Raw genomic sequence first — 18,069 nt, 5'->3', positions numbered from 1 at the left:
AGATACAGTCAATGAAACTTGAAGCAGAAGGTAAGCCTGAGATTCACGAGCCACGGGAATCTCAAGTGACGAGAACAATTAAGTCACTGAAGAGCTATGGTCCCTCTTCGTATGCATCATTGACAGATGCTAGCGGAAATTACGTGCAGGTCGCTGGTGGTGGAGTGACATGCATGATCGAGCGGTATGACGCAACTGGTAACAAGCGCTTTCGCGCGTTTCATGACAAGCCAAGTGCTGTTCGTCCGGATGGAACCATACTTTCGTTTCGCGCTGGAAAGGTTCCAATGCGATCTGATGAATGGTTCATGTCTAATCAAGTGGCGGAAGTGTTTGTTGCCTTTCTGAAGGGCGAGGCATTTCCCGGGGACGTCCATTGGAGGGACGCCCCCGGGTTTTAACGTGTTTCTGTTGCCACAAAGAGTGGAGGGTCTACCGGGGCGGGAGGAAATGTTCCAGCAGGGTACACGCAAAACCCAGATGGTACCGTGACAGGTCCCAAAGGTGGGGCCTACTCGCCAACCGGTACGTCGGATGCGTACGGCAATCCTATATACCTAGGTGGGAATGGCAACTACTACACCCTGTCGTCCGATGGGTCGACTAGAGTCGTTTCTCCGAATCCTCCGACGGGTATCGGTTCAACCGGTCAAATTGGAGAGGATGCGCTTAAGGCGCTGGGTGATCTTACCCACGAACCGTGGACACCTTGAATTTGGCGTTGGTCAATGTTTCAAAGGGCAGCGGTGCCTCGTAACCGATGGTTGAGTGACGCCGCTGGCGGTTATAGAACACTTCCATATATTCGAACAGGCTGGCGCGTGCCTGATCGCGGGTTTTGAAGTCGCAATGCATGACCAGCTCCGTTTTCAACGTGTGGAAGAAGCTCTCCATCGGCGCGTTGTCCCAGCAGTTCCCCTTGCGACTCATGCTTTGCCGGATCGAGTGCCGGCTGAGCAAGGCGCGATATTCGACCGCCGAGTACGTTGTTCCCTGATCGGAGTGCAGGATGCCCGGAGCTGATCCGCGTTTGCCTATCGCCATCTGGAGAGCATCCATCGCGAGCCGGCAATCGAGTGTCCTGCTCATGGCCCAGCCCACCACAGCGCGCGAATGCAGATCCAGGATCGCGGCCAGATAGAGCCAGCCCTCACGTGTTGGGATGTAGGTGATGTCGCTTAACCAGCAGATGTCCGGCCGGTCAGCCACGAACACGCGATTCACCAGATTCGGCGAGGCCTTTCTGGTGTTCCGGGAGTCGGTGGTCACACGATACCGCCGGATGGCCTTGGGCATGATCTGCGCCTGCCGCATCAACTTCGCCACGGTATTGAGGCTGCACGCGAACCCCTGCGCGTAGAGTTCGGCATGCACACGCGGCGCGCCATACGTGTGGCGGCTCGCAACGTGAATGACATGAATCTTCGACGTTAGCAGGGTCTGCCTTTCGCTACGCCTGCTCGGCGTGCGGGCGCGCGCTGCATAGCAGCCACTCGCGGAGACCTCAAGCGCCCGGCACATCGCCCTCACCGGGTAGCTATGCAGGTGCAGGGAAATGAACTGATACTTCATGTCGATCCCCGCGCGAAGTAGATGGCCGCTTTTTTTAAAAGCTCGTTCTCCTCCCTGAGTCTGGCGTTCTCACGTCGCAGTTTCGCGAGATCATCCTCCTGAACCGGTGCACGTTTCGGTGCGCCGGCGCGTTCCTCTTCCTCGAAGTCAAGCCGCCAGTTACGCAACTGGTTCACGCGAATTCCCAGCTCACGTGCAATCTGCGCCTTGGGCTTCTCGCCAAGTGCTGCCAGTCGCACGGCCTCCAGCTTGAATTCCCGGCTATACCGCTTGTAGTCTTTGCGTTCCATGAGATACCTCGCAGAGCTAGTATGCCTCTTTCAAGGTGTCCACCAAACGTGGGTAAGATCAGACGCGCTACTTTCGGACGGCGGTGCATCGGGTGGTGGCAACGGAGGCAGTGCGTCAGGAGGTAGTGGCGGTAGTACGAACTCGCCAGGCCAGACATTGGCAAACTCTCGAGCCGCTCACAATAATGCGGCTGCAGAAGTCGCAGATAGCTTCACCAATCAAGGAGCATCCGTTCAGCCTGAAGTGACATTGGACGCCACCGGTGCAGCTGGAACAACAGTGCGTGCACGTGCCGATCAGGTTGTCAGCGGTACACCTAATGGCAGCCTGGACGTGCCACCCGGCTACGTAGCCTTGGACTTGAATGGAAACCAACTAAGTTCGATTCCCCTCAATTCTGCTGGTAGAGTCATTGTCGAGATCAAAACAGGCGCAGGCGACTTGACTCCCAACCGGGCAACGGTTTACCCGGCTAGCCAGTTGGGTAATGCAACGGGTGCTGGTAGAAATGCAGCCAATGCAAACGTAAGCGGTGAGGTCGCGCCGACGCAGGTCGTTATCATTCGTCCGAAAACTCTATGACTTTCAAAAGCGATATCGTAGAAATTTGCCAGCAAGTCGTTGCGGAATTTCCGGGCTGGAAATTCACATCGTCCGGTGACTTTGTTAACAAGGAACTAAAGCACACGGATCTTGTGGTCAGCCCGGGTTTTACGTTTAATCCGGAGCCGAGTTGTTCGGTCATTCCTGTCGCAGGTATCCGGAATAGAAAAATTGTCCGTCTGTACAAAGACCTTTTTGGTCGTGATCCGTATTGGACGTTGTCGATCAAATTTCAATTGGAGTCGGCAATGTACCGTGGCCCCGGGAGTGTGAAGCGTATTTATCCCAAGAAGCTAGCTTTCACAACTGCGCATGGTGAGCCCGATCACTGGCTCGGCGGCTTTATTATCCAAGCCGACGCTCCTGCCTATCTAACGGGTGTATTGATGGACGGCCAAAGCTACATTAACAAGTACTTCACCCTCGACAGCGAAGAAAATCTGCTCCGGAATCTTCCTGTGACCTATCAATGGATGGACAACGGGGTCGGGAATTCCGGCCAAATGGGTTCGTTCTACGAGGAGACCGATGGGATCATTCATTGTCTTGCGGCAATAGTGCTGGGCGACTTTGGTTTTGTAGAAAAATATCGTAGCGATGAATTCAAAACCGCAACTCCAAAACGCACCAAGGAGATTGATAAGATCGTCTCGATGTTGCCGGACCTGAAACGACGGTTTGTCGAAACGGGAAGTGTGATCTGAGTTTCCTGAAATTCGTGTTCCAAAATCACTCGGCGCGTCGGCGCTGGGCGACCTCAGCCCGCAGGATCTGCTGAACGCGTTGCCGTCCAATCTTCAACCGAGTTCGACGCTCTTCTACTACAACCCGCAGGAAGAAGACCTGATGCTGCAGCAGGCGGCATTGCAGCAGACGGGCAAGGCGAGCTTCATCGACGGGCTGACGTACGACAGCAAGACCAACACATCGGTGACTGAGCAGGAGAAGGCGTACCTGTACCAGAACGCGCTCGACTACGCGCAGGCGAACAACCTGCAACTGGGCGACGCGCTGACGCAGACGCAGATCGGCGCGCTCGACAAGCCGATGCTGTGGTACGTCGAGCAGACCGTGCCGGACCCGACGTGCACGGCGACGGGTACCGCAACCTGCCCGACCATTACCGCGCTGATGCCGCAGGTGTATCTGCCGAGCGATACGAGCGCGATGTCGGCGGGTGGGAATATCACCGGTACGGATGTCACGCTCAATTTCGGTAAAGGGGCCGGCGGCAGCATCCTGAATACCGGAAGCATCACCGCTTCGGACACGCTGACCGTCAATACGGACTCGCTGACGAATCAGGCGAATCAGGTCGACATTGGTCAGATCTGGAGCAGCGTCAAGGGCGGCTACATCGATACGACGGGCACCACGGTTCAGCCGGGCGGCTTTATGAGCGCCGCGAACATGGATCTGAATGTTCAGACGCTGAGTCAGATTGGCGGAGCGCTCGAGAAACTCAACGCAGACGGTACGGTTGATCAGTTAGGTACACAACTGATCTTGAGCCAGCTTCAGGATCAGCTCGGCAGTGCATTCTCGCAGGTCACGGTAAGCGACAACCTGCACACGCAGTTCGTGCAGGCAGGCGGCCTCGGCGCGTTCGGCCAGATTCTCAGCATGGCGGTCGAGATTGTCGCGTCAATGTATCTCGGACCTATCGCAGGAGCTTTGGTCGGTAGCATCGCGGGCCAGATGATTACGACCGGTTCTGTCGACTGGGGCTCGGTGGGGCAGGCTGTGGCGGTGTCGGCGCTGACAGCCGGTATCGACTATGGATTGAACCTGAACGAGGCAAGCGGTTTCACCGATCTGGGTAGCGGGGTGGTGTCGGCCGACCCTGCGGTGACTCTTTCGAACCTCGGGGCGATGGCTGGCAACGTAGCGGCGCGTTCGATTGTGAGCGCGGGAGTTTCTACTCTTGTCTACGGCGGTAGTTTTGGGCAGGCGCTGAAGGATGACCTGGTTACGAATTTCTCTGCGGTCGGGGCGAATGCTATTGGGGACGAATTTACGGCGTCTTCGGGTTTGTTCAGCTCAGGCAGTCCGTTGGACATCGCCGCTCACGCGGCATTGGGATGCGCCAGTTCCGCGGCACTGGGAACCGGGTGTGCCGGAGGGGCCATTGGTGGGGCGGTGTCCGCCGGGTTGAATCCGCTCATCAACAGCAGCGGGGTGATTTCTCCTGGTGTGCTGGCCGGAATCGAAACCTTGGTCGGCGGCGGTGTTGCCGGGGCACTCGGCTTTAACGTTCAGGGAGCCACGACGGCGGCCCAGAATGAGACGCTGAACAACTTCTGCGAACACAACTCCTGCGGCAAGTGGGTCACGACATTCGTCGACAACGTCAGCAATGCGGTCAATGCGGGTGCCGACGTTCCAGCGATGGAGTCGGCAGCCGGCACCGATGTGCTCGCGGGCATTGGGAATACGGCGCTGAACGCAGCAACCTTCTCGTTGCCGGGGATGCCGGATTTTGTACCGTATTTTCAATACAACAACCAGGCGCTCGGCGCGCTCGGTGAGCTCTATGGGACGTTCGGGCTTACGACGCTTGCATCTTCGGCGCTCGCTGAATCGGTTGGCACGAACAATACGTTGAAGTTTTCTCAAACCACAGCTAGCCCATGGTTTAGCGGTGAAGGCAATCTCGCTGGATTTACAATCAGCGATGTTGCGTCTCAACTTCGTACTGGAACATTGGCCGCGTCCGATTTGCCCGTGCAAACCATCACTATGGGTGGTGACACGCTCATCGTTAATACGCGTTCGTCACTTGCGCTCACTCAGGCGGGCGTTCCACAGAACCAGTGGACGTTCATCGATATGACGGGCGATGCTGCTACCGAGGCGGCGATAGCGGCGCGCCTCGATAAGAACGGCTTGACCAACAGTGGTACGTCGACGCTACGTATCACCGGGTCTGGCCAAAACACAAGCACATACGTTGGGAGCGGAAGCATCCCACGCCCTGGAGCTAAACAATGACGGAACTTTGGCAATTACCGGTACCTGCCTCAGCTTTACTGCAGAGCCCTGAATTTGTTGTTCTTCCTCGCCGAGAGTGCGAGTTGAGGCTATCTATTGAGGGCGACGACGGGAGTCCAACCCCCCTCGTGCTGAGATTTGGCGGGTTGGAAGCCTACAAGTGCACATTTATGACATCGTGTACCGCAGACATGTTCAACCTTGCATATGGAAGGCTCGTGTCGCTTGACAGTGAGTGGCTAGTAAAGATCAAAAGGACAGGCAAGAAAGACCAAAAAGCTGTCGACGCATTGCGGCACCTGATGATTACCTTTGATGATGGTCCGTGCTACGAGGTGGTCGGCCGGTCATGGAGCGTCCACGGCTGATGTGTAGCGTTCTTTAAGCGACTTTGCGGTATGGCCGGACGGCGCTTCAAAGGCCAAGATCCGCAGGGAGCGCTGCGTCTGGATCGTGCGGCGCGACCCCCTTTTGCCAATTTTCGATAACACCCTTCCTTTTCGGCTCCCTACCATCGCCCAAAGCCCGCCCGCTCGCCTATACCTTTAGCGTGCGGCTCAACAGCAAAAAGGGAGTCCCCGATGACCCAAGAATCAAAATCCCAGCACGTCGGCAAGGTGACCCACCACGAGCTGAAGCAGACGTTAGGCACGTGGCAACTCTGGGGCATCGCAGTCGGCCTGGTGATTTCAGGCGAATACTTCGGCTGGAGCTACGGCTGGGCGACTGCGGGCACACTGGGCTTCGTCGTAACAGCGGTCTTCATCGCCGCGATGTACACGACCTTCATCTTCAGCTTCACCGAACTCACGACGTCGATCCCGCACGCAGGCGGCCCGTTCGCCTACGCGCGCCACGCGTTCGGCCCAACCGGAGGCTTTCTCGCAGGAGCAGCGACGCTAGTCGAATTCGTCTTCGCCCCACCCGCGATCGCGCTGGCAATCGGCGCGTACCTGCACGTGCAATTCCCTGGCCTGGAACCGAAACACGCAGCAATGGGCGCATACCTGGTCTTCATGGCGCTCAACATCGTAGGCGTCCAGGTCGCGGCGGCCTTCGAACTGTGCGTGACGCTGCTCGCTATCTTCGAACTGCTGGTGTTCATGGGCGTCGTGGCGCCGGGCTTTGAGTGGGCGCACTTCACGAAAGGTGGTTGGTCCGGCTCCGACCAGTTCAGTCTCGGCTCTTTCCACGGGATGTTCGCGGCGATCCCGTTCGCGATCTGGTTCTTCCTCGCGATCGAAGGTGTCGCGATGGCCGCCGAAGAAGCGAAGAACCCGAAGCGCTCGATTCCCATCGCCTACGTGACCGGCATCCTGACGCTCGTCGCGCTCGCGATCGGCGTGATGGTGTTCGCCGGCGGCGCAGGCGACTGGACGAAGCTCTCGAACATCAACGACCCGCTGCCGCAAGCGATGAAATACATCGTCGGCGCGAATAGCGGCTGGATGCATATGCTGGTGTGGCTCGGGCTGTTCGGGCTGGTCGCGTCGTTCCACGGCATCATCCTCGGCTACTCGCGGCAGATCTTCGCGCTGGCGCGCGCCGGCTATCTGCCCGAATGGCTCGCGAAAGTGCATCCGCGCTTCAAGACGCCGCATCGCGCGATTATCGCGGGCGGCGTGATCGGTATCGCGGCGATCTACAGCGACGAGCTGATCCAGTTCGGCGGCCAGACGCTTACGGCGAATATCGTGACGATGTCGGTATTTGGCGCTATCTTGATGTACGTGATCAGCATGCTCGCGCTGTTCAAGCTGCGTCGCACGGACCCGCAGATGGAGCGGCCGTTCCGCGCGCCGCTGTTCCCGTATTTTCCGGCGTTCGCGCTGGTCGCAGCGCTGATCTCGATGGCGGCGATGATCTACTTCAATCTGCTGGTGGCCGGTGTGTTCGCGATCTTCCTCGCGCTCGGCTACGTCTATTTCCTGCTGACGCGCCATCAGCGCGAAACCGCGCCGGCGGACATACTGCTCGAAGAGTGACACCCGCAGGCAAGGCGGTCACGCCTGCGGCATGGAGGGACGAACATGAGCTTCACCGAGACCATCGGTAGCCGCACGTACCGGTTCGCCGATCTGAAGACGCTGCTCGCGAAGGCGAGCCCGCTGCGTTCCGGCGATCAGCTCGCGGGCATCGCCGCGGCCAGCGAGGAGGAACGCGTCGCCGCGAAAATGGCGCTCGCGCAGGTGCCGCTGCGCGCATTCCTCAACGAGGCGCTGATTCCGTACGAAAGCGACGAGGTCACGCGGCTCGTCATCGATACGCATTCATCCGACGCGTTCGCCGAGATCTCTCACCTTACGGTCGGCGATTTCCGCAACTGGCTGCTCGCCGATTCGACCGATACCGCCGCGCTCGTGCGCATCACGGCGGGTCTTACGCCGGAGATGGTCGCGGCCGTGTCGAAGCTGATGCGCAATCAGGATCTGATCACGGCGGCGCGCAAGCGGCCGGTGGTCACGCGGTTTCGCAATACCGTGGGGTTGCCGGGGCACATGTCGGTGCGTCTGCAGCCGAATCATCCGACCGACGACGTGAAGGGCATCGCCGCATCGATGCTCGATGGCCTGATGTACGGCTGCGGCGACGCGATGATCGGCATCAACCCGGCCACCGACAGTCTCTCCGCGATCACGGTGCTGCTGCGCATGGTCGACGGCTTTCGCGAGCGCTATCAGGTGCCGACGCAGTCGTGCGTACTCACGCACGTCACCAACACGATTGCCGCGATCGAAAAAGGCGCGCCCGTCGATCTCGTGTTCCAGTCGATCGCAGGCACTGAGAAGGCGAACGCGGGCTTCGGCATTTCGCTCGCGCTGCTGCAGGAAGCGTATGAAGCGGGTCTGTCGCTCGGGCGCGGCACGGTCGGCGATAACCTGATGTACTTCGAAACCGGTCAGGGCAGCGCGCTGTCGGCGAACGCGCATCACGACGTCGACCAGCAGACCTGCGAGGTGCGTGCGTATGCGGTCGCGCGACGGTTCAATCCGTTTCTCGTCAACACGGTGGTCGGTTTCATCGGGCCGGAGTATCTGTACGACGGCAAGCAGATCACGCGCGCGGGCCTCGAGGATCACTTCTGCGGCAAGCTGCTCGGCGTGCCGATGGGCTGCGACATCTGCTACACGAACCACGCGGAAGCGGATCAGGATGACATGGACAACCTGCTGACGCTGCTCGGCGTCGCGGGCATCAACTTCATCATGGGCATTCCCGGCGCCGACGACGTGATGCTGAACTATCAAAGCACGTCGTTCCACGATGCGCTGTACGTGCGCGACGTGCTCGGGTTGCGGCGCGCGCCGGAGTTCGAGGAATGGCTGGAGTCGATGCAGATCGCCGATGCGCGCGGCGTGCTGCTGCATGCATCGGCGGCGCGTCAGCCGTTGCTCGAAGGCGCGCGCGAATGGATGGGCATCGAATGAACGATCCGGTCGAGAAGAACGCGTGGGATGCGCTGCGCCGGTTCACCAACGCGCGCATTGCGCTCGGCCGTGCGGGCAACAGTCTGCCGACCGCGCCGCTGCTCGCGTTCAATCTGTCGCATGCGCAGGCACGCGACGCCGTGCATCATCCGCTCGACACCGATGCGCTGCACGCGCAGTTGCGCGCAAACGGCCACACGACGCTCGACGTGCACAGCGCAGCGCCCGATCGTCAGCATTATTTGCGGCGACCCGATCTCGGGCGCCGGCTGTCGGACGAGAGCCGCGACGCGCTTGCGAACAAGCGCGTTGAGTCGCCTGAGGTCGTGTTCGTGATCGGCGACGGACTATCGGCGTTCGCCGCGGCGAAGCAGTCGGTGCCGCTGTTGCAGGCGGTTTGTCCGCGGCTCGCGGACTGGAAGATTGGCCCCGTCGTGGTCGCCCGGCAGGCACGCGTCGCGCTCGGCGACGAGATCGGCGAGCTGCTTGGCGCGCAACTGGTCGTGATGCTGATCGGCGAGCGGCCCGGTCTCAGTTCGCCGGATAGCCTCGGCATTTATCTGACCTACGCGCCGAAAACCGGATGCAGCGATGCGCAGCGCAACTGCATTTCGAACGTGCGTCCCGAAGGGCTCGCCTACGACGCGGCCGCGCACAAACTGCACTATCTGCTCACGCACGCACGGCGTCTCGGGCTGACCGGCGTCGGTCTGAAAGACGACAGCGACGCGTTGCTCCAAGCGACGCCGCCCGTCGCCGCGGTCGGTGCGAATCCTTCTTCGTCTTGAGCGACGCAGTCGCTTCAAGCGCTTTAAGACTCCGCGCGTTCGACCGGATGCGTTTCGAGCCAGGCGTTCTCCGCATCTTCGAATAGCCGCGAGCGCGTGAGAAAACGCAACCCTGTCGGCCGTTCGAGCGAGAACATGCCGCCGTTGCCCGGCACCGCATCGATGATCAGCTGCGTGTGCTGCCAGTATTCGAATTGCGATTCGCTCATGTAGAACGGCACGCCCGCAATCGCGCCGAGCCGCACATCCGACGAACCCAGCATGAACTCGTTCGCCGGAAAGCACATCGGCGCGCTGCCGTCGCAGCAGCCACCCGACTGGTGAAAGATCATCGACCCGTGCTCCTTGCCGAGTCGTTCGATCAACTCGACGGCCGCCGGTGTCGCGACGACGCGTGCTACGTCCTGTTCTGTCATCTGGCGCTGCCCCATAGAAGGAAAAACGGGCAGACCGCACAACGCGGCCCGCCCGCCCGATACCGCTGCCTCAGAAGAAGCCGAGCGGTTTCTGGCTATAGCTGACGAGCAGGTTCTTCGTCTGCTGATAGTGGTCGAGCATCATCTTGTGGTTCTCGCGTCCGATGCCTGACTGCTTGTAGCCGCCGAACGCCGCATGCGCCGGATACGCGTGATAGCAATTCGTCCACACACGTCCCGCCTGGATCTGCCGACCAAAGCGATACGCGCGTGTGCCGTCGCGGGTCCATACGCCGGCGCCGAGTCCGTACAGCGTGTCGTTTGCGATTTCGAGCGCTTCGTCTTCGTTCTTGAAGGTGGTCACCGACACGACCGGCCCGAAGATTTCCTCCTGGAAGATGCGCATTTTGTTATTGCCGCGGAACACGGTCGGCTTCACGTAGTAACCCTTGCTCAGTTCGCCCGAGAGCGTATTGCGCTCGCCGCCCGTCAGGCATTGTGCGCCCTCCTGCTTGCCGAGGTCGATGTACGACAGGATCTTCTCGAGCTGTTCCTGCGACGCCTGCGCACCGAGCATCGTCGAGGTGTCGAGCGGATGGCCCTGGCGGATCGCTCCGACGCGTTTCAGCGCGCGATCGATGAAGCGGTCGTAGATTTTCTCTTCGACCAGCACGCGCGACGGGCACGTGCACACCTCGCCCTGATTCAGCGCGAACATCGTGAAGCCTTCGAGCGCCTTGTCGAAGTAGCTGTCGTCGGCGTCCATCACATCGGCAAAGAAAATGTTCGGACTCTTGCCGCCCAGTTCGAGCGTGACGGGAATGATGTTCTGGCTCGCGTACTGCATGATGAGGCGGCCCGTCGTGGTCTCGCCAGTGAACGCAATCTTCGCGATGCGCTTGTTCGACGCGAGCGGCTTGCCTGCTTCGAGACCGAAACCATTGACGACGTTCAGCACGCCGGCCGGCAACAGATCGCGAATCAGTTCGACCAGCACGAGAATCGATGCGGGCGTCTGCTCGGCCGGTTTCAGCACGACGCAGTTGCCGGCGGCGAGCGCGGGTGCGAGCTTCCATACCGCCATCAGGATCGGGAAATTCCACGGAATGATCTGGCCGACCACGCCGAGCGGCTCGTGGAAGTGATACGCGACGGTGTCTTCGTCGATCTCGGAGATCGAGCCTTCCTGCGCGCGTGCGCAACCCGCGAAATAGCGGAAGTGGTCGATCGCGAGCGGGATGTCGGCGGCCATCGATTCGCGTAGCGGCTTGCCGTTGTCGATCGTCTCGGCGACCGCGAGTCGCTGCAGGTTCGCTTCCATACGATCCGCGATGCGGTTCAGGATGTTCGCGCGCTCGGTCGTCGACGTTTTGCCCCATGCGACTTTCGCGCGATGCGCGGCGTCGAGCGCGAGTTCGATATCGGCTTCGCGCGAGCGCGGAATCGACGTGAACGGCTCGCCGGTGATCGGCGAGATATTGTCGAAATACTCGCCGCCTACGGGCCTGACCCATTCGCCGCCGATGAAATTGTCGTACTGCTTTTTGTACGGAAACTCGGTCGTCAGGAATTGCATGTCCGCATGATTCATCTGTGTGCTCCTCACATGGTTCGAACGATGGGTTTTATGGGTGTTCGGGGTTCTGGCCCGAGTCTTCCGGGCCATCTGACTGATACGCCAGAAGCGTGCCAGTGCACCGCGTGAGCGATACGCGACGGTGCAGCGGGCACAATCGCGAGGCACGGGTTCAAGACGTGTTCAACAGTGTTCACAGCGGGCGCGCCGTTTCTGAACAGCGTGCACAGTGCTGTTCAGGAATTGAGCAGCGCGGACCGTGAGGTGCCGGTTACCGGCGGTCGTCCGCGTGCCAGCGATCCGATCGGCATGGGACTTGCATTCTCCCGATGTTTTGTTTTCATCGCGGTGCACGCCGTGCAGCGCCGCTTCCGGGCCGATCCGTATGACGATGACGAGCGATGCTTTCTCCCTCGCCGGCGCCGCAGTCGCCGGGCCACCGCCGTTCAGCGTGCAGACCTGCACCGCGCACGATGCGGACGAGCAGGCGCGCAATCTGCACGGCTGGCGTCAGACCTACGACCAGCTCACGGCCGGCCGCTTCGTCGGAACGATTACCGAGCTGTGCCTCGATCACATGCAGGTGTTCCGCGAGACCACGAGCCATTCGCTGCGTCAGACCTGCGAAGTGCAGAAGGACGCATACTGGTTCGGCATTCCATTGCGTCGCGACGGCGCCGGTCGCATCGCGGGTCGCATCGATACGCAGACGATCGCCGGTGACGCGCTCGCGTTCCGTCCAGGCGGCATCGAGTTCGAACTGCTGACGCCCGCGGGCTACGAGATTCTTGGTGTGGTCGTGAACGGCGCGCTGCTGCGCCGCTATGCGGCGGACGTCGAACGTGTCGGTCTCGAAGATCACGTGCCGCACACGGAGGTCGTTCCGATCGGCAGTGCGCGCAAGGCGCAGCTGTGCGTATCGCTGCAACAGATTCTCCACGCGGATGAAAGTGGCGACGCGGTACCCCGAGCACCGATGTCCACCTTCGCCCGCAACGCGCTACAGGCGTCGATCCTCGCGTCACTGTTCGATCTCAGGCCGTGGCCTTCGGTCGACGTGGCCGCGATGCCGACACGGCAACGCCGTCAGTGGATCGTCTCCGAGGCGCGTGGCTACGTGCTCGCGCATCGCGAGCGGCCGGTGGGCGTGCCCGAGTTATGCGAGCAGCTGCTCGTCAGTCGACGCACGTTGCAGTACTGCTTCCAGGATGTGCTCGGCATGGCGCCCGCGACCTATCTGCGCGCGCTTCGTCTGAACGGCGCGCGGCGCGAACTCGGCGACGCGCGGCAGCGTGCGCGCTCGGTGCAGGACGTCGCGTCTGCATGGGGCTTCTGGCATCTAAGCCAGTTCGCAACCGATTACCGGAAGCTCTTCGGTATGCGTCCTTCGGAGACGCTGAAGGCCGCTGTGCTGAACGGCTGCGACGATGTGCGGGTGCATGGCGTCAGCACATCGTTCGCGCATTAGCGGGCTACCAGGCTTGCTGGCAATAACACCTCACGCAGCCGCTTTCCCGCATTGCCCGCAGAACTTCGCGCCACCGGTTAGCGCGTTGCCGCAGCCACCACAAACAGCCGGTGCGAGCGCAGTACCGCATTGCTGGCAAAACCGCGCACCGGGTGCGGCGAGTGCGCGGCATGACGGGCACGCGATGCCGCCGTTGCTCTCCGGCGCAGGACGGCGAGATTCGCCACGCCCCCAGTCGTCATGATGCTTTCCGCCACCATGGCCTTGGCCTCTACCGTTACCGTGCCCGCCCCGCTGGCCACCGCCATGCTGGCCGCCAATCATCCGTTCCCAGAATCCCGTGATGTCGCTCCTGTTTTCAAAGCGCCGCGCTTAACGGCGTAGCAGTCGCAGGCCGTTCGCGACGACCAGCAGGCTTGCGCCCGCGTCGGCGAATACAGCCATCCACATCGTGCCGAGTCCCATCGCCGTGAGCACGAGGAACACGGCCTTTACCCCGAGCGCGAGTGTGATGTTTTGCACCAGCACTGAATGCGTCGCGCGCGAGAGCCGGATAAAGAGCGGAATCTTGCGCAGGTCGTCGTCCATCAGCGCGATGTCGGCGGTCTCGATCGCGGTGCCGGTCCCCATCGCGCCCATCGCGAAACCGATGTCAGCGCGCGCGAGCGCGGGCGCATCGTTGATGCCGTCGCCGGCCATGCCTGCCACCGTGCCGCTCGACGCGCGTGCGGCGACCGCATCGAGTTTGTCCTGCGGCAACTGGTTGCCACGTGCTTCGTCGATGCCGACCTGCTGCGCAATCGCGTCGGCGGTGTGCGGGTTGTCGCCGGTCAGCATCGCGGTGCGCACGCCGAGTCGGTGTAGATCAGCGATCGCTTCGCGGCTGCTGTCCTTCACCGTGTCGGCCACCGCGAAGAGCGCGAGCACACGCGCATCGTCGATGAGCATCACGACGGTCTTGCCCTGCCGCTCGAGCGCGTCGAGCCGCGCTTCGAGTGCCGCGGAACAGCGACCGAGTTCCTCGACCAGCCGGTGATTGCCGAGCGAATACGCGACGCCGTCGATCGTGCCGCGCACGCCGCGGCCGGGCAGCGCCTCGAAGCCGTCGACGCCCGGCAACGCGATGCGGTCCGTGTCCGCGTTAGAAGCGGCTGCGATCGCCAGCGACACCGGATGATCCGACCGCCCCGCGAGACTCGCCGCCAGACGCCGGCACGCATCGAGCGGGAGGTCCGCAAGCGCCTCGCTGTCGGTTTGCACCGGCTTGCCGTGCGTGATCGTGCCGGTCTTGTCGAGCGCGAGCCACGCGAGCTTGCGACCGAGTTCGAGGTACGCGCCGCCCTTGATCAGAATGCCGTGCCGCGCGGCCGCCGCGAGCCCGCTGACGATCGTGACCGGCGTCGAGATCACCAGCGCGCACGGACACGCGATCACCAGCATCACGAGCGCCTTGTAGACCCAGTCGTGCCACAGTCCGCCGAACAGCAGCGGCGGCACCACCGCGACCGCGACGGCGATCGCGAAGACGATCGGCGTGTAGACGCGAGCGAACTGGTCGACAAAGCGCTGCGTCGGCGCCTTCGCGCCCTGCGCTTCCTCGACCGCGTGAATGATCCGCGCGAGCGTCGAGTCGGATGCGGCGGCCGTCACCCGATAGTCGAACGAACCCGATTCGTTGATCGTGCCGGCGAACACCGCGTCGCCTTCGGTCTTGTCGACGGGCAGGCTCTCGCCGGTGATCGGCGCCTGGTTCACGCTCGAGCGACCCGCGACGATCGTGCCGTCGAGCGCGATACGCTCACCCGGCTTCACGCGCACGATGCGGTCCAACGCGATGCCAGCGACGTCGAGCGCGGCCCAGCTGCCGTCGCCCTGCTGAACGGTGGCCTGCGCGGGCGTGAGCGCCATCAAACCCTTGATCGCGTTGCGCGCGCGGTCGAGCGACTTCGCCTCGATCAGCTCGGCGATCGTGAACAGCACCATCACCATCGCTGCTTCCGGCCACTGGCCGAGGATCAGCGCGCCGGTCACCGCGATGCTCATCAGCGCGTTGATGTTCAGGTTGCCGTGACGGATCGCGAGCCAGCCCTTGCGATACGTGCCGAGCCCGCACACGGCGATCGCCGCGATCGCGATCGCGAGCGTCGCTGCGAGCCACGTCGGCGCGCCGAGCCAGCTGGCGGCTTCGGAGCCGATCGCCGCGGCGCCGGCGAGCGCGAGCGGCCACCACGGCTTCTGCGGCACCGCTGCGGGCGCGGACGGTGCAGCGCCCGCTTCAGGCACCTCCGGCAAGAAATCGAGCGAACGCAGCGCGGCGACGATCGGTCCGAGCGCGTCGGGCGCGTGCTCGACGGTCAGCGTGCGCTGCATCAGGTTGAATTCCATCGCGTGCACGGACGGCATGCCGCCAAGCCGCTTGCGGATCAGCGCTTCTTCGGTCGGGCAGTCCATCTGCAGGATGCGGATCGGCGTGCGCACGCGGTCGCCGGTCGTGACAGGTGCTGCGAGCGGCGCGGGCGCGGCAGCCGCGGCGTGTGGCCCGGCACAGCAGGCGCTGGCCTGCGCATGATCATGAGAATGCGCATGGGACGCCGTCTCGCCCGCGTGACGGCAGGTTTCGCCGGGTTCGTGACGATGGGGAGCATGGTTCGTGTGACGCATGAGAGTGGCTTCCGTGGAGGATTTGTGGTCTAGTAAACACCTTGAAGCCACTACAAGGTCAAGGACGCCGGGAGGGCACCATGAAAATCGGCGAACTCGCGAAGATCGCGCACTGCACGACCGAAACCATCCGGTTCTACGAGAAGGAAGGGCTGCTGCCCGAGGCCGACCGTACCGAAGCGAATTACCGCAGCTACACCGCACAGCACGTCGAGCGGCTGCGCTTCATCCGCAATTGCCGGGCGCTCGACATGACGCACGACGAGATCCGCGCACTGCTGCGTTTCACCGATACCCCGGCGGAACAATGCGGTGCGATCAATGCGCTGGTCGACGCGCACATCGAGCACGTCGATACACGCATCGACGAACTGAAGCAGCTGAAGGCGCAACTCACGGCACTGCGCGAGCAATGCCAGGTCGAGCGTGCGGTCGAGAACTGCGGCATCGTCCAGGGCCTCACCGACATGCAGGTGCCGGCGCAGCGGTCGCGCCACACGCACCTCGGCTGACTGGCCCGCCCGCATCATCAGCATCATCGCCATGCCGCGCACGCCGTGCGGCATACGGCGCAATCCATTACGGCATCGAGCTGGAGAATCAAGTGTTCACATGTAGAAACCAGTCCTGCGGCACCCGGTGGGAGCTGTCGGACGTCGTCATCCGCAACGAGGGGCAAGGGCTGCTGTTCCGTTGCGCGCTGTGCGGCGCGCGCAATTACGTCGACCGGCTCGAAGCAGAGGACGGCACCGTCGTCTACGAGCAGATCGAAGGCCGTCCGTTCCTGTGAGCCCTTCCACCGACATGAACCCTTCCGTCCCGTTCAGCCAGCTGTCGCTGCCACCTGCGACGCTCGCGAATCTCACCAGTCTCGGCTACGTCGACATGACGCCGGTGCAGGCGGCAAGCCTGCCGATCGCGCTGGCGGGCCACGACCTGATCGCGCAGGCGAAGACCGGTAGCGGCAAGACGGCCGCGTTCTCGCTGGCGCTGCTCGCGCGGCTCGATGTGCGCAACTTCGCCGTGCAGGCGATGGTGCTGTGCCCGACGCGTGAACTCGCCGATCAGGTGACGCAGGAAATCCGCCGTCTTGCGCGCGCCGAAGAGAACATCAAGGTGCTGACGCTATGCGGCGGCACGCCGATGCGTCAGCAGACCGCGAGCCTCGAGCACGGCGCGCACATCGTCGTCGGCACACCGGGCCGCATCATGGATCACCTCGAACGCGGCAGCCTCGCATTGTCGTCGCTGAACACGCTGGTGCTCGACGAAGCGGACCGGATGCTCGACATGGGTTTCTTCGACGACATCGCGACGGTCGCGAAGCAATGTCCGAAAGAACGGCAGACGCTGCTGTTCTCCGCGACCTATCCCGACGGCATCGCGAAGCTGAGCCAGCAGTTCCTGCGCAATCCGAAGCAGGTGAAGCTCGAAGAACGGCACGACAACACGAAGATCCGTCAGCGCTTCTACGAGGTGACGGACAACGAGCGGCTGCATGCAGTGGGGCAACTGCTCGACCACTACCGGCCGGTCAGCACGCTCGCGTTCTGCAACACCAAGCAGCAATGCCGCGATCTGCTCGACGTGCTGCGCGCGCAGGGCTTTCATGCGCTCGCGCTGCATGGCGAACTCGATCAGCGCGACCGCGACCAGGTGCTAATCCAGTTCGCGAACCGTAGCTGCTCCGTGCTCGTCGCGACCGACGTCGCCGCGCGCGGCCTCGACATCGCGCAGCTCGAGGCAGTGATCAACGTCGACGTGACGCCGGACCCTGAGGTGCACACGCACCGCATCGGCCGTACTGGGCGCGCGGATCAGGATGGCTGGGCGCTAAGTCTCGCGAGCATGGACGAGATGGGGCGCGTCGGCGGAATCGAACAGGCGCAGGGACGTGAAGTGGAATGGCATCCGCTTGCAGAGTTGAAGCCCGCGGGCGGCGGTCCGCTGCTGCCGCCGATGGAAACGCTGCAGATACTCGGCGGCCGCAAGGAAAAGATCCGGCCCGGCGACGTGCTCGGCGCACTCACCGGCGATGCGGGTTTTAACGGCGCGCAGATCGGCAAGATCAACGTGACCGAGTTTTCGACCTACGTTGCGGTCGAGCGCGGCATCGCGAACGACGCGCTGCGCAAGCTCAACGCGGGCAAGGTGAAGGGCAAGAAGGTCAAGGTCCGGCTGATGGACGAGTAAGGCTCGGCGTGCAGCGCGGCATGACGCGGCATGACATAAACGCATGCCGCGTATGACAAAGATTCGATTGTGAGCGCGCACC

General features: G+C 62.2%; 16 protein-coding genes. 10 read left to right on the top strand and 6 right to left on the bottom strand.

Annotated elements, in window-relative coordinates; genetic code table 11:
- Positions 1–11 precede the first annotated feature (11 nt).
- Entirely contained in the window at positions 12–401 is a 390-nt protein-coding gene (locus ACREXZ_RS00930; RefSeq protein ID WP_431762139.1) for a hypothetical protein, read from the top strand.
- Between the two features lie 286 nt (positions 402–687).
- On the opposite strand, the gene ACREXZ_RS00925 is transcribed toward ACREXZ_RS00930, so the two are convergent.
- Positions 688–1,572, bottom strand: coding sequence for an IS3 family transposase (locus ACREXZ_RS00925; protein WP_431762138.1), 885 nt, complete (start codon positions 1,570–1,572; stop codon positions 688–690).
- Positions 1,569–1,862 (bottom strand): transposase, encoded by a 294-nt coding sequence (locus ACREXZ_RS00920; protein WP_431762137.1) that lies wholly within the window; start codon positions 1,860–1,862, stop codon positions 1,569–1,571. Before ACREXZ_RS00920 ends, ACREXZ_RS00925 begins: the two co-directional genes overlap by 4 nt.
- A 579-nt stretch (positions 1,863–2,441) precedes the next feature.
- Between ACREXZ_RS00920 and ACREXZ_RS00915 the strand changes: the two genes are divergently transcribed.
- From ACREXZ_RS00915 to eutC, 5 genes are all read left to right on the top strand, one after another.
- Positions 2,442–3,170 (top strand): hypothetical protein, encoded by a 729-nt coding sequence (locus ACREXZ_RS00915; RefSeq protein WP_431762136.1) that lies wholly within the window; start codon positions 2,442–2,444, stop codon positions 3,168–3,170.
- A 79-nt stretch (positions 3,171–3,249) separates the two neighbouring features.
- Positions 3,250–5,457, top strand: a complete 2,208-nt coding sequence (locus tag ACREXZ_RS00910) for a DUF637 domain-containing protein (protein ID WP_431762135.1) — start codon at positions 3,250–3,252, stop codon at positions 5,455–5,457.
- 581 nt (positions 5,458–6,038) lie between these two features.
- Entirely contained in the window at positions 6,039–7,442 is a 1,404-nt protein-coding gene (gene eat, locus ACREXZ_RS00905; protein WP_431762134.1) for an ethanolamine permease, read from the top strand.
- Between the two features lie 45 nt (positions 7,443–7,487).
- Positions 7,488–8,885 carry an ethanolamine ammonia-lyase subunit EutB gene (locus tag ACREXZ_RS00900; RefSeq protein WP_431762133.1) on the top strand — a complete coding sequence of 466 codons (1,398 nt, stop codon included), beginning with the start codon at positions 7,488–7,490 and terminating at the stop codon, positions 8,883–8,885.
- On the top strand, positions 8,882–9,673 hold the full coding sequence (gene eutC / locus ACREXZ_RS00895) for an ethanolamine ammonia-lyase subunit EutC (protein ID WP_431762132.1): 792 nt from the start codon (positions 8,882–8,884) through the stop codon (positions 9,671–9,673). The genes ACREXZ_RS00900 and eutC overlap by 4 nt, the downstream gene beginning before the upstream one ends.
- 23 nt (positions 9,674–9,696) lie before the next feature.
- Here eutC and ACREXZ_RS00890 read toward each other — a convergent pair whose 3' ends face one another.
- Together ACREXZ_RS00890 and adh are read right to left on the bottom strand one after the other, a co-directional pair.
- The gene (locus ACREXZ_RS00890; RefSeq protein ID WP_431762131.1) at positions 9,697–10,089 is read right to left on the bottom strand and encodes a DUF779 domain-containing protein; all 393 of its coding nucleotides are present in this window, start codon (positions 10,087–10,089) and stop codon (positions 9,697–9,699) included.
- A 70-nt stretch (positions 10,090–10,159) separates the two neighbouring features.
- Positions 10,160–11,680, bottom strand: a complete 1,521-nt coding sequence (gene adh / locus ACREXZ_RS00885; protein ID WP_431762130.1) for an aldehyde dehydrogenase — start codon at positions 11,678–11,680, stop codon at positions 10,160–10,162.
- Between the two features lie 376 nt (positions 11,681–12,056).
- On the opposite strand from adh, the gene ACREXZ_RS00880 reads away from it, so the two are divergent.
- Positions 12,057–13,133, top strand: a complete 1,077-nt coding sequence (locus ACREXZ_RS00880; protein WP_431762129.1) for a helix-turn-helix domain-containing protein — start codon at positions 12,057–12,059, stop codon at positions 13,131–13,133.
- Positions 13,134–13,163: 30 nt separating this feature from the next.
- Here the strand turns inward: ACREXZ_RS00880 and ACREXZ_RS00875 are convergent, their stop codons facing one another.
- Positions 13,164–13,457: a zinc ribbon domain-containing protein gene (locus ACREXZ_RS00875; protein WP_431762128.1), complete on the bottom strand. Its 294-nt coding sequence runs from the start codon at positions 13,455–13,457 to the stop codon at positions 13,164–13,166.
- A 48-nt stretch (positions 13,458–13,505) separates the two neighbouring features.
- Positions 13,506–15,794: a heavy metal translocating P-type ATPase gene (locus ACREXZ_RS00870; protein ID WP_431762127.1), complete on the bottom strand. Its 2,289-nt coding sequence runs from the start codon at positions 15,792–15,794 to the stop codon at positions 13,506–13,508.
- An 80-nt stretch (positions 15,795–15,874) separates the two neighbouring features.
- Between ACREXZ_RS00870 and cadR the strand changes: the two genes are divergently transcribed.
- From cadR to dbpA, 3 genes are all read left to right on the top strand, one after another.
- Entirely contained in the window at positions 15,875–16,306 is a 432-nt protein-coding gene (gene cadR / locus ACREXZ_RS00865) for a Cd(II)/Pb(II)-responsive transcriptional regulator (protein WP_431762126.1), read from the top strand.
- A gap of 92 nt (positions 16,307–16,398) precedes the next feature.
- A complete protein-coding gene (locus ACREXZ_RS00860; protein WP_431762125.1) occupies positions 16,399–16,584 on the top strand; it encodes a hypothetical protein in 186 nt (61 codons plus the stop codon).
- Positions 16,585–16,598: 14 nt separating this feature from the next.
- Positions 16,599–17,987, top strand: a complete 1,389-nt coding sequence (dbpA, locus tag ACREXZ_RS00855; RefSeq protein ID WP_431762124.1) for an ATP-dependent RNA helicase DbpA — start codon at positions 16,599–16,601, stop codon at positions 17,985–17,987.
- Positions 17,988–18,069 lie beyond the last annotated feature (82 nt).

This window comes from Paraburkholderia sp., from assembly GCF_050742655.1.
GTDB lineage: Bacteria > Pseudomonadota > Gammaproteobacteria > Burkholderiales > Burkholderiaceae > Paraburkholderia.
Note: the sequence above shows the minus strand (reverse complement) of the source record. Positions and strands in the feature narration are given on the sequence as shown.